11 protein-coding genes are annotated in these 12,513 nt (G+C 54.9%); 7 read left to right on the top strand and 4 right to left on the bottom strand.

The genetic code is table 11. The features are described from left to right. Window positions 1–43 precede the first annotated feature (43 nt). From JNUCC32_RS20480 to JNUCC32_RS20470, 3 genes are all read left to right on the top strand, one after another. A complete protein-coding gene (locus JNUCC32_RS20480; RefSeq protein ID WP_192569683.1) occupies window positions 44–2,008 on the top strand; it encodes a heparinase II/III family protein in 1,965 nt (654 codons plus the stop codon). 18 nt (window positions 2,009–2,026) lie between these two features. Next, on the top strand, window positions 2,027–3,163 hold the full coding sequence (locus JNUCC32_RS20475) for a glycoside hydrolase family 88 protein (RefSeq protein WP_192569682.1): 1,137 nt from the start codon (window positions 2,027–2,029) through the stop codon (window positions 3,161–3,163). A gap of 102 nt (window positions 3,164–3,265) precedes the next feature. Beyond that, complete coding sequence (locus JNUCC32_RS20470; RefSeq protein WP_192569681.1) at window positions 3,266–5,152, top strand: DUF2264 domain-containing protein; 1,887 nt, start codon at window positions 3,266–3,268, stop codon at window positions 5,150–5,152. Window positions 5,153–5,299: 147 nt separating this feature from the next. On the opposite strand, the gene JNUCC32_RS20465 is transcribed toward JNUCC32_RS20470, so the two are convergent. Continuing rightward, complete coding sequence (locus tag JNUCC32_RS20465) at window positions 5,300–6,007, bottom strand: stalk domain-containing protein (protein WP_192569680.1); 708 nt, start codon at window positions 6,005–6,007, stop codon at window positions 5,300–5,302. 285 nt (window positions 6,008–6,292) lie between these two features. Here JNUCC32_RS20465 and ilvA point away from each other — a divergent pair, with 285 nt between their 5' ends. Further along, window positions 6,293–7,561 carry a threonine ammonia-lyase IlvA gene (gene ilvA, locus JNUCC32_RS20460; RefSeq protein ID WP_096774986.1) on the top strand — a complete coding sequence of 423 codons (1,269 nt, stop codon included), beginning with the start codon at window positions 6,293–6,295 and terminating at the stop codon, window positions 7,559–7,561. Between the two features lie 123 nt (window positions 7,562–7,684). On the opposite strand, the gene JNUCC32_RS20455 is transcribed toward ilvA, so the two are convergent. The 3 genes from JNUCC32_RS20455 to JNUCC32_RS20445 form a co-directional block, all read right to left on the bottom strand. Then, on the bottom strand, window positions 7,685–8,617 hold the full coding sequence (locus tag JNUCC32_RS20455; protein WP_192569679.1) for a hypothetical protein: 933 nt from the start codon (window positions 8,615–8,617) through the stop codon (window positions 7,685–7,687). A 126-nt stretch (window positions 8,618–8,743) separates the two neighbouring features. Then, on the bottom strand, window positions 8,744–9,406 hold the full coding sequence (locus tag JNUCC32_RS20450; protein ID WP_096774988.1) for a DUF1129 family protein: 663 nt from the start codon (window positions 9,404–9,406) through the stop codon (window positions 8,744–8,746). Window positions 9,407–9,408: 2 nt separating this feature from the next. Next, complete coding sequence (locus JNUCC32_RS20445) at window positions 9,409–9,744, bottom strand: PadR family transcriptional regulator (protein WP_192569678.1); 336 nt, start codon at window positions 9,742–9,744, stop codon at window positions 9,409–9,411. 266 nt (window positions 9,745–10,010) lie between these two features. Between JNUCC32_RS20445 and JNUCC32_RS20440 the strand changes: the two genes are divergently transcribed. From JNUCC32_RS20440 to JNUCC32_RS20430, 3 genes are all read left to right on the top strand, one after another. Further along, window positions 10,011–10,265 carry a hypothetical protein gene (locus tag JNUCC32_RS20440; protein ID WP_096774989.1) on the top strand — a complete coding sequence of 85 codons (255 nt, stop codon included), beginning with the start codon at window positions 10,011–10,013 and terminating at the stop codon, window positions 10,263–10,265. Window positions 10,266–10,656: 391 nt separating this feature from the next. Further along, window positions 10,657–11,484 (top strand): alpha/beta hydrolase, encoded by an 828-nt coding sequence (locus JNUCC32_RS20435; protein ID WP_009592308.1) that lies wholly within the window; start codon window positions 10,657–10,659, stop codon window positions 11,482–11,484. A 77-nt stretch (window positions 11,485–11,561) separates the two neighbouring features. After that, on the top strand, window positions 11,562–12,338 hold the full coding sequence (locus JNUCC32_RS20430; protein WP_096774991.1) for a DODA-type extradiol aromatic ring-opening family dioxygenase: 777 nt from the start codon (window positions 11,562–11,564) through the stop codon (window positions 12,336–12,338). Window positions 12,339–12,513: the final 175 nt, after the last annotated feature.

Raw genomic sequence — 12,513 nt, 5'->3', positions numbered from 1 at the left:
CACCAACAGGCGTTGAAACAGGAAGGAGGAGGGTCCTAGTCCGATGAACAGGATACAAGAGCTGACAACGATCGTGAACGGGATGGCTCCCGCCGATCTGCGGCTGTATTACCAAAGCGGGGACCAGAGTTCCTTCTGGGAAGGGATCCGGCAAAGCGAAGATTACGAGCAGGACATATCCGAGATTCGCGAGGAAGGGGAGCGGCTGCTGTCTGTCCCGAACCCGCCGCTGACGTATGACTTATTCACCCGGTTTGCCCGGCAGGGAACGAGGCTGGATTATGAGAAGGTGTATTTCGAGCGCCGGCGCCGGCTGAATACCTTTGCCCTGCTGACCCTTCTCGAGCCGGATAAGGAAGCGTACCGGACGGCTCTCCAGGAGATGATCTGGTCCATCTGCGATGAGTATACCTGGTGTTTGCCGGCGCATGTGAACGTGGAATCGCCCGGCTGCATCAAGGAGACGATTGATCTGTTCAGCGCCGAGACCGGGTTTACCCTCAGCGAAATCCGCGTGCTGCTGCGGGACCGTCTGCCTTCGCTGCTGATCTCGAGAATCGGGGAGGAGGTTGAAGCGCGGTTGTTCCTCCCTTTCCTAAGCCGTGAGCACGGCTGGGAGACGGCGACGCATAATTGGTCTGCCGTCTGTGCCGGTTCCATCGGCTCCGCCGCGCTGCTGCTTATGGAAAGCGGGGAATCTCTTGCGAAGGTTCTGCTGAAGACGGAGCGGTGCATGGACTATTACCTGCAGGGCTTTGGCCCCGATGGAGCCTGTCTGGAAGGGCTGGGATATTGGAATTACGGGTTCGGGTATTTCGTGTATTATGCCGATTTGCTGCGCAAGCGTACCCGGGGCGAGATGGACTGGTTCCGAGGGGAGAAGGTCGGCCGCATCGCCTTGTTTCAGCAGCAGGGCTTTTTGGGAGGAAAGGCCGTCGTCAACTTCTCCGATTCGCAGCCGGAAAGCACGGTACATATCGGCTTGTCTCATTATCTGGCCGGATTGTACACAGACTTCGAGTCTCCGCCGCAGTCTCTCCGGTCGGGTTACCGCGACGACCATTGCAGCCGCTGGGCTCCGGCTTTGCGAAACCTGATCTGGCGGAACCCCTTGCTGACGGGAAGCGATTGGGAAGAGGCAAGTTATTATTTGCCCGATGCCCAGTGGCTGATCTCCCGCAGCTTCCATGGGGGCGAAGTTTACGCGTTTGCCGCCAAGGGCGGCAGCAACGGCGAACCGCACAACCATAATGATCTTGGGCATTTTATTCTGTACGGCGCCGGGGAAGCCTGGTGCTCGGATCTCGGCTGCGGCGAATACACGGCGGAGTATTTCGGCGAAGGACGGTATGGCTATGATTGCAACGGCTCCCAAGGCCACTCCGTACCGATCATCGACGGCCATGTTCAGCAAGAGGGCCCGGATAGCGCCGCGGTTGTATGGGAAGCGGTGACGGGTGAAGCCGTGGATCGGCTTACGCTTGAGCTGAGCTCGGCCTACCGGGCTCCTGCGCTTCGGGCATTCACGAGGACGCTGGAGTGGAACAAGAAGGGGAATCGGCCGGAACTGACGCTGAGCGACCGGTTTACGTTCGGTTCGCCCCCGGAGAGTCTGGTGGAGCGGATCGTCACCAGGATACGGCCCGAGCTGGTACTGATGGATGGCCGGCTGGCTGTTAGGCTGCGGGCACCGGGTACTTATGAGCAAGCAGAGGCAGGAGGACCGGAAGTTGTTCAGGCCTTAGAAAAGAAGAAGGAGCCGATTGCAGCTGAAGAAGGGACCGGGGAGCAGCCTAAGGTACAGGCCACAAAGCCGGATCCTGCCTTTTCCGTGGACGACAGGCCCGGCCTGCTGATCCACTATGATAACGACCTTGTGGAGCCTGAGCTGACAAGCCACGCTTTCCGTGATCACTTCGGCAAGGAAGCGGCTTGGTATGCCGTGGATTTTAAAGTGAAGGCACCTGGCTTGCATGCGGATATCGATTTTAGGTTTCAATTCATATGAACAGAGGAGTGGAGAGGAATGAAAACGGAGGTCGCTTTGGATTGGTTGACGGAGGCATGGGAAAAATCGCTTGCGAAGACGCGGCGGAACGTAGCGCGGATCGGCGCGAGGTTTCCGCATGCCAGCCAGAATGGCGTCTACCAGCTGGAGCCGCCGCATTGGTGGACGGCCGGCTTCTGGCCGGGCATGCTGTGGCTACTGTACAACGACAGCGGGGGGGCGGAGCTTAGAACAACCGCCGAGCAGTGCGAGGTCATTCTGGATGACGTACTGAACCAGTATGTGCGCCTGGATCACGATCTCGGTTTCATGTGGACGCTGACCAGCATGGCTTCCTACAAGCTGACCGGCAGCGAAGAGTCCAAGGTGCGCGCGCTCAAGGCAGCCAACTACCTGGCTGCACGCTTCAACCTGAAGGGACAGTATATCCGAGCCTGGAATCCGTGGTCGGAAGGGGAGGATAACGCGGGTCTCGCGATCATCGATTGCGCCATGAATACGCCCCTGTTGTTCCTGGCGTCGCAGATCAGCGGCGATCCCCGCTACCGGCATATGGCCGAAGCGCATATGGATACGGTGGTCCGCGACTTCGTCCGGCCGGACGGTTCCGTCTATCACATCGTACGATATGATCCGGTTACCGGTGAGCGCCTGGAAGGGATCGGCGGGCAGGGCTTTGCGCCAGAATCTGCCTGGTCCAGGGGAACGGCGTGGGCGATTTACGGCTTGACGCTTGCCTACCATCATACGGGCAAGTCGATCTACCTCGATACGGCCAAAACGGTGGCGCATTTCTTTCTGGCGAATCTGCCGGAAGACCATGTGCCGTTCTGGGACTTCCGCGCGCCGGACGAGGCCCGCATCTACCGGGATTCGTCCGCCGGTGCCTGCGCCGCCAGCGGGCTGCTGCTGCTGGCTGACAAGGTGGGGCCGGGACAGGCTGCCGTATACCGGACATCCGCGGTCCGGATTCTGGAATCGCTGTACCGGAATTACGGCACATGGAACAACGACGGGGAGGAAGGCTTGATACTCCATGGAACCAGCCATTATCCGGAGGGCAAGAATATCGACGTGCCCCTGATTTACGGCGACTTTTTCTTTGTGGAAGGGCTGGCGCGGCTGAGAGGGAAGGGGCCGTTTTACTGGGAATAACGGAGATTGAAGCGGCGCTCGGGAAGGAAATAGTCGAAGTAAAGCAAGGAAGAGGATAAGGGAATTCGAAGAAGCATTCCGGGAATGGAGTGAGAATGTTAGATGAGCATACAGGTTACTGGGAATCCCAAGGAAGGCTTGATCCATCCGGTTGCCCGGAATCCGCTGAGAACAAGACGGGACGTGCAGGAGGCGCTCTCGCAGCTGCTGGAGCCTTTAAGCAAATGCTACAGCGAGGGGCGCGCACGCTTAATCCTTGAGCGTTCGGGTGCCGATGCCTATGCCGATATTGCGGAGATGGAGGGTTTCTCTCGCGTCTTGTGGGGACTCGTTCCCGCCGTTGCCGGCGGCTCCCATGACGGGCTGTGGGAGCTGTGCCTGCAAGGGATACGCGCAGGGACGGATCCGGAGCATGCGGAGTACTGGGGTAAGGTGAACGACTATGATCAACGGCTGGTGGAGATGGCGGTGTTCGGATTGGCCTTTGCCCTGATTCTGGACCGCATCTGGCAGCCGCTGAGCGAGAAGGAGAAGGCCAACCTCTATCAATGGCTCGATCAAATCAACCATCATCCTTGCTATGATTGCAATTGGCTGTTCTTCCATGTATTGGTCAACGTTGGTTTCCGCAAAGCAGGCTTACCTTACGATGCCGGGCAGCTGGAGAACAATCTCCGGCGCATTGAGGAATTTTATCTGGATGAAGGCTGGTATAGCGACGGGATCGGGGGGCACTGTGATTATTACGTGCCGTATGCTTTTCATTTCTATGGCTTGATCTATGCGCAGCTGATGGGAGACGAGGATCCGGAACGCGCCGGGCGCTACAGGGAGCGGGCAGCGTTGTTTGCACGCGATTTGAACCACTGGTTTGCACCCGACGGGTCGGCCGTTCCTTACGGACGCAGCTTGACGTACCGCTTTGCGCAGTCGGCCTTCTGGTCGGCTGCGGCATATGCCGGGCTGGACGGGTTTAGTCCGGGCCAGCTGAAGGGACTGGTCCTTAGAAATCTCAGATGGTGGTTTCAGCAGCCTATATTCGACCGTGACGGCGTGTTGACGGTGGGTTACGCTTACCCGAACCGAATCATGTCGGAGAACTATAACGCGGCCGGCTCGGTGTACTGGTCGCTGAAAACGTTCCTGATCCTGGCTTTGCCGGACGGGGATCCTTTCTGGACGGCCGAGGAGCAGGAGCTGGCGGAGACAGGACGTATTTCGGTGCAGGAGCCCGCACATCTGGTGCTTTGCCGCGAGCCGCAGACCGGCCATGTGGCTGCGTTCAATACGGGCCACCCGTCTACCAATGAGCATACGCATACTTCCGCCAAGTACGAGAAGTTTGTTTACTCTACCGCCTTTGCGTTCAGCGTGCCGAGGGCGGAATGGGGACTGGCCCAGGGGGCTTTTGATTCCATGTTGGCCCTTAGCGAGGGCGATCGGCTGTTCCGGGTCAAACGCTTATGCGAGGAGACGCGGATTCGGGAGCATGTGCTGTATGCAAAATGGAAGCCGTGGAGAGACGTCGAGGTAAGGACCTGGATAGCGGCAGGACTGCCATGGCATATTCGCATCCATCGGATCAGCACGGAACGAATGCTCGATGCTGCCGAGGGCGGGTTTGCATTAGGCTTGGGATCTCTGAGCAGCTCCATGGTTGGAGAAGAGGCAGCATCGGCTTCCGGCACTTTCGGCACGAGTGCTATTTATGGCATGCTCGGTTACGATACGGCAGAGCTCATCTATCCTCATGCTAATACGAACCTTTTGCATCCCCGCACTGTCATACCTACACTGAGGGCGGCGCTTGAACCCGGGACCCATTGGCTCATCGCGGCCGTGCATGGCACCCCCAGCGCTCCCGGCACTCCCGCCATTGAGGAGCCTTCCATGGAAGACGTGAATGAAAGGCTGGGCGTCGAGATTTTGCAGCATCAAATTACAATCACCACGCAGACGGGGAACGTCATCGTGATTCCGATGGACTAACGGGCAGGTGATCTCACCCTAATAGGTATGTGTTATGAAGCAGTGGTTTGTCAGAGCTAATATAGATCATACAGATAAAGCCGGGGGTCATTAACCCCCCGGCTTTCAATATCATGGCCTTCCGCCCGCGCGAATCATCGCAAGGGCTTATTTTGTCAAATAGGAACTGGTCAGAGGAACAAACAGGGAAGTGCCCGGACCTTCATCAACGATCTCCACAAAAATAAAATCGGCAGCCGATACATCGACGTCTACGCCGACCAGGCCATCTTCAGCACCCAGGGACACCTTTTTGAGCGTTGAGTTGTTGTGGTCCATAATTACGATTTCTTGCGCACCGCCAGTCACGGCCAGCTCAAGATGCAGGTTGGCATATTTTTTACCCGTCATGATCTGGAAGCTGTTGCCTTGTTTGGCCGAATCGGTATGTAAATAAACGTCTTTATAATCTTTGCCTTTGTAGACCGTATCGCTGGAATCTTTGGTGTGCCAGGCTGATGTCCCCAATACGGAGGCTCCGAGCGAGCTTAATGATAACGGACTGGAGGTTTGGGATGGGGATCCCTGATTGCCGCCAATCAGTACTGAAGAAGTTGCGCTGTCATAACGAATGTCGATATTCATCAGATCGCCTACAGCTCGCACAGGCAAGTACGTCGTGCCGTTGTAAGTGATCGGCAGCACGGTTTTGCCGTTTGCGTCTTTCGGCGTTACCACCGTACCGTTTAATTTCAGGGAAATCTTGCTGTTCAAATAGGCTTTGATTGGCTCCAAAGCTGACGACGCCATAGCGCCTGTACCAATCCCCAGCGTGAGTGTACCCGCCAATAACCCATACAATACTTTCTTCTTCATTAAAATCACTCCCAAAATTTAGGTTAATTTTCATGCTTTATAGTATTAAAGTGTCTGAAGGAAGTCAACCCTCTTTAAAGGGAAGGCCCGATCCTTCATAGCCGTATACGGGTAACGGCTTGTGCATCCGGGTTATGCTTGTTGCGAAAAAACTCTTTTACGAAAGCTTGCCAGAAAAGGGCGGGATATTTTCATGAAAAGTGATACAATGATAGAAATACGTAAATAAGGGTAGCGGATGGATCAACGTTTACCTGGCAGCGAAGTGGGAGTGTGATCGAGAGAATGGAAGAGACGTATACGGCAAAACGGGCAGTCAGCATGGAGGACATCGTGCGCGCACACCACGTGCTTCGCGAAGTGATCGTACGCACGCCGCTGCAGCGGGATGCAGTACTGTCAGCCAAGTATGACTGCGAAGTGTATCTGAAGCGCGAGGACCTGCAGGTGGTTCGCTCCTTCAAGATCCGCGGCGCTTACAATATGATTCGCAGCTTGTCGGATGAAGAACGCAGCAACGGCATTGTGTGCGCAAGCGCGGGCAACCACGCGCAAGGGGTGGCTTTCTCCTGCAACGCGCTGAATATCAAAGGCAAGATTTACATGCCGAGCACGACCCCGAACCAGAAGGTGAAGCAGGTGAAGCGTTTTGGCGGGGGCAGCGTCGAGGTCATTCTGACAGGGGATACCTTCGATGATGCATATGCCGAAGCGATTAAGGCATGCGACGAGTACGGCATGACCTTTATCCACCCGTTCGATGAAGCGAAGATCATCGCGGGCAACGGCACGATCGGGATGGAGGTTATGGAGGAGCTGGACGCGCCGGCCGACTATATGTTTGTCACCATCGGCGGCGGCGGTCTTGCGGCCGGCGTGGCAACCTACGTCAAAACCGTCAGCCCAACGACGCAAGTCATTGGCGTCGAACCGCTTGGGGCAGCGTCCATGATCGAGTCCAAGAAGCAGGGCGAAGTCGTCACCATGCATGAGATCGACAAATTCGTGGATGGCGCCGCCGTGAAGCGCGTCGGGCAGCTGACGTATGACATCTGCTGCGAGTTGGTGGACGACATCGTGACGGTACCGGAAGGCAAGGCCTGCACCACCATCCTGGAGCTGTATAACGAGAATGCGATCGTTGTGGAGCCGGCGGGGTCGCTGGCCGTAGCGGCACTGGATATGAACCGGGACCGGATTCGAGGGAAAACGGTCGTCTGCATCATCAGCGGCGGCAATAACGATATCGACCGGATGCAGGAAATCAAGGAACGCTCCTTGATTTACGAGGGGTTGAAGCATTACTTCATGATCAACTTCCCGCAGCGCGCGGGCGCACTCCGCGAGTTTCTGGAGGAAGTGCTCGGTCCCGACGACGATATCGCGCGCTTCGAGTATACGAAGAAGCATAACAAGGAAGACGGACCTGCCCTGGTAGGCATCGAGCTCTTGAGGCCGGAGGATTACGGCCCGCTGGTGGAGCGGATGCAGCGCAAGGGGCTGGATTACACGGAGCTGAACAAGAACATGAACCTGTTCAATCTGCTGATTTAAGAGGTACACGAAAGCACCATAAAAAGCCGGATTCCCCTAACGGGAACTCCGGCTTTTCCAGTTATTTCATGGTATGGCCCTCTAGCGGTCCAGGGCGTCACCCGCCGTTAACGTCAGGATGCCTCAGTCAATCGGAACCGCCTTGGCACGGTACCGCTCCACTTCCTGGTTCAGCTTGTCTTTGTTGCTCTCCAGCACGTCGGACCAGGACTTGAGCTTTTTGAGGAGCGCGCTTTTGGAGACAGCGTCGCTGTCCTTCAGTGCTTTATCGAATGCTTGCCGCACTTCCGGGTCCAGCAGATTGTCCTCGTATTTGAACAGAGGCGTGTTGTTATAACCGTAGTATAGGCTAAGCTCGGTGAATCGAAGCTTCAGCTTCACGTCCGCAGTCCGATTGGATTTGGGATACGCGCTGATAAAGGCCTCTTGCGTTAGTCCCCGATCAATGACCTCGCTCCATGGGATCACCAAAGCGGCATCGCTGACGGCAGGCTTCTCGGATTCAACGACCATGATGTCGATATAGGCTTGAATATCCTTGTTGATATAAGGCTTGTATGGCTTGAGCGTGGTATAGTCGATGATCGGGAAGATCACGCCCTCGGTCGTATAGAGCCTGTAGCCGCTGTCGCGCAGGTTGATGAGCACCTTTCGGAGCGTTTCATCCTTGGTTTTATTAATGGTGGTGTTAATCGGCTCCCCGAATTTGTACAAGTTCATCAGTTTATCCTGAATGCCGATTTCGTACACCTTGTCGGTTTTTGCCGGGAGCGCATCATTCATCGCATTCTCCAGCTTAAGCACCAGCATGGTCGCCTGATACGCGGTCACGCTGCGGATATGCTTGGTGATGTAAGACTTGGCATAAGCCACGTCGGATTCCTTCAGCAATTTATTGGCTTTGTTGTACACGGCATTGCCGAAGGCGGCAGCTTTGCTTGAAACTGCGTTTGAGCCAGCTTGGGATGCGGGTGCTGCGCTAGCGATAACGCCGGTCTGGATCGATAGAATAAGTGCAAGGATGGCAGCAATCGCGGATTTTTTCGACTTTAACATGGTTTTTCCTCCCTTACCACACATTACCCTTATCCTATCATCTTCTATAGAACATTACTTTACAAAGAACGAAAAAATATTAAAGATTTTGTTATGCGACACACGCGAATTCATGACGAGTTTGTATTATTTGCTCGAAAAAAGAAGTTTGGTCCCTGCGATTCCGATCAGGAATATGACGAGGCTGATCCATGGCGCAACCGTCAGTACCGGCAGCAGTCGTCCCAGCCACACGCCCGCTACCAATATCAATACCGTGATGGCGACATAAATCCCGATGTTGCGCGCATTCACCTTGCGCTTGTCTTCCTCCGGCTTGAAGGCGTCGTTCTTCATCCATCTCAGCAATGCGTGGATCAGCACATAGGAACCGCCTGCGATCAGAATCAGGGTCGATATGCGTACCTGCGTCATGCGCTCGACCGGACCCCCGGCCCACATCGTGATGAACCCGACCAGAGCCTGAACGAAGAAAAACCAGGTTAAGGCCACCCACGGGATCATGAGATGGAATTGGAGGCTGCTGAGGCCTTTCATTTTTGGCAGCTGTTCGACCAGCTCCTTGCAATAGGATTCGGGATCGCTGCCGAATACCTCCTCGGCGCTTTTGCCTTTGGCTTGCGCGTCCAGCAGGTGCTGGGCGATTTCGAGCAGCAGCTCTTCGCCTTTTTGCTCCTGCACGGAGCTGCTGCGGATATAGACCACCATGTCTTGGTAATAGCTTAGGTTGTTCGGCTTCATGGCATCCTGGAGTCGGTTGTTCTCTTTGATCATCTGTTTGGTATTCATCTTTACTGTCCTCCGCGGGTTAAAATGTGGTCCACACTATCTTTAAGCGTTCCCCAATGTTCCTTGAATTGTTGAAGAACCTGCCGGCCTTTATCGGTCAAATTGTAATATTTGCGTGGCGGTCCCCCGGCACCGGGCGCGGGCCTTAGGGTGCCTTCGATGAGCTGCTCTTTCTGCATGCGCAGCAGCAGGGGATAGATGCTGCCTTCGCTCACAAACGTCAGCCCGCTGTCTTCCAGCAGCGTGCTGAGCTCATAACCGTAAATCTCCCGATGCTCCATGAGCGAGAGGATGCAGCCTTCGAGAATGCCTTTTAGCATTTGACTTTGGGTGGTCATGAATGTGGGGATTCCTCCTTCAGGTATATTGCTATGCAAGGTAGTGAGGCGTGAGGGGCTGGACTGCGAGTAGGCACGATAGCAGACTATCTTGTTATGCAATATATCATAGCAGATAACATGCTTGCAATGCAAGGTAGTGCTGCTGAATCTTGTCACCTTCGTGAACAAGGTATAATTCTCCGGCTCCTATTTCACAATAATAAGCATTCTGAATCTATACACGACGCCCTGATCATTCAGGGATAAGAAGGAGGAGTTCTCAGATGAGCGCTAGCTTTTTTGACGATGAATTGCACGGAGGAGACGCTGTGCCGGTACAAGGGCAGGAGGTAATCGCAAACAGCGGTGCTCTGGATGTGACACCGGCCCAGCCTGAAGGAGAATTCGTCTCCGAGCGTGAGGACCATGATCTCACCGCCGCATCCTTATGGGAGAATGATCCGGTCGGGAAGACCTGGATGAACGATTGGAGCGGGCGCGAAGAAACCCATGCGATGTTTCGCCAGAGTTACGAGTAAGGCTGAATGTGCGGTGGTGCGTAAGGGATGAACGTTGAAGCGGACAAGAGAAGCGCATGCTTGGATTTACGGAGCCGCGAGTGGGGCGAAGGTGCGGGCGTCAGCGGGATGAACGACTTGGCAAACGGATGCCGCGTTAGTCCGTAATACAGGTAGAGGGCAGAGTGGCCGTTTCTTAACCGCCAGCTTTAAATAGGCTGAATCTCGCTGCATACCGCCAATTCAGCGTTCATGACACCGTCACACCTTTGCTGAGTTTGCGTTTGACTCCTGTTCAATTGCGTTGACAATCCATAATCACGATGCTAAGATAAGTTTAATTAATTCATATTAATCTTATCGGAATTATTAATATTATGATTACGGCGCGTTATCGCAAGGAGGAATCGGCATGGAGCGGCAAATTACAATCCGGCACAATCAAGAGGAACTTACGGCAACCATCCATTACCCATTGAAGGAATCGGCTCACGGAAGCCGGTGCAATCGGGTCCCGCTGGTCATCATCTGCCATGGCTTTGTGGGAAGCCGGATCGGGGTGGATCGGTTGTTTGTCAAAACGGCGCGCGAGTTTGCCGAAGACGGGTACATGGTGATCCGTTTCGACTATATCGGATGCGGGGAAAGCTCGGGCAATTACGGCAGCGAAGGTCTAGACTCGATGATTGCCCAGACGCGTTCCGTTCTTGATTACGGACTCAGCTGCGCGGATGTCGATCCGACGCGCATCACGCTCCTCGGACATAGCCTGGGCGGCGCCGTCGCCTTGCAGACGGCCGTTCGCGATCGCCGGGTAAAGAATTTGATTCTGTGGTCCGCGGTAGGATACCCGTTCAACGATATCGTCAAAATCACCGGTCGCGACGTGTACGACACCTCGGTTAAGTCGGGATCCGCCGATTATTTGGGATACTCGTTTACCCCGGTCTTTTTCGATTCGCTGGCTCAGGGGCAGCCATTCCAGGAAGCCATCAAGTTTACGGGCAATGTGCTGGTCGTTCATGGTACCTCGGATGAGGTGATTCCAGTGGACTACGCTTTCCTGTTTCAAAAGGTGTTCTGGATGCGTCAGGAAGGCCGCTGCGACAAGGAGATTATTTTCCAGGCCGACCACACGTACTCTGCCGGACCCCAGCGCCAGCTGCTCCTTGAGCGGACGCGGGATTGGTTGAACGGGCAGGAGAACATTCAGCAGGAATGGCAGCACTGGATGATTTAAGGGAGTTATTTGGCATAATGGGCGATTTAACGGTACAATAGAGTTGTCCCTTGATTTTGAAGCTGGAGGTGGCATCGATGACGTTACCTGCTTTATTTATTGCCCATGGTTCGCCGATGATGGCCCTGGAGGACAACGAGTACACCCGCTTCCTTGAGCAGTTGGGGCGGGAGCTGCCTGCACCTAGAGGCATTGCGGTATTTTCAGCCCATTGGGACGATCCGGATCAACGGTTGACCGAGGACGCCGAGCATGGAACCATGCATGATTTTTACGGATTTCCGGAAGAGATGTACAAGATTACGTACCCTGCCCGAGGCAGTGCGGAGCTGGCAGCTCAGATCCGTCAGCGTTTTGAGGCAAAGAATCTGCACGCCAAAGCCGTAACCGGCCGCGGACTGGACCATGGGGTATGGGTCATTCTGCGCAAAATGTACCCCGATGCGAATATCCCCGTGGTGGCCTTGTCCGTGGACTCCAAGCGCTCGCCAAGCGAACAATATTCCATCGGTGCGATGCTGTCCGATTTGCGTGATGAAGGCATTCTGATTATCGGCAGCGGCGGCTTGGTGCACAATCTGCGGATGGTGCATCAGAGCGATGAGCCGGATGCATGGGCAGCTGAATTCGACGAATGGGTTGCGGAGCAGCTGTCGAATTGGGACCTGCACAATCTGTTTGCGTATGACAAAAAAGCGCCTCATGCCAGCGACGCCGTACCATCCTACGGACGGGAGCATTTTGTTCCCTTGTTCTATGCGATGGGGGCTGCGGACAACGGCCGCAAGGCAAAGCGATTGTTTCAATCTTACCAATATGGCAGTTTGAGTCTGAACTGCTGGTCATTCGAATAATGAGAAGCCGAGCTTGGATCACAAGCTCGGCTTTTGTTGTGTTTGGGCCGTTTGAGCGCGTGAAACGCGCGAAACAAAAAACACCCGCTGTGCGGGTGCCGGAGAACCAGAACGTAGCGCCATAGGTCTTATACACAAGCCCATGCAGTCTGAAATAAGATTGCATGGTTTTTTT

This window comes from Paenibacillus sp. JNUCC32, assembly GCF_014863545.1.
GTDB lineage: Bacteria > Bacillota > Bacilli > Paenibacillales > Paenibacillaceae > Paenibacillus_AQ > Paenibacillus_AQ lautus_A.
The sequence above is the reverse complement of the archived record's forward strand: the minus strand, read 5'-3'. Positions and strand labels throughout refer to the sequence as shown.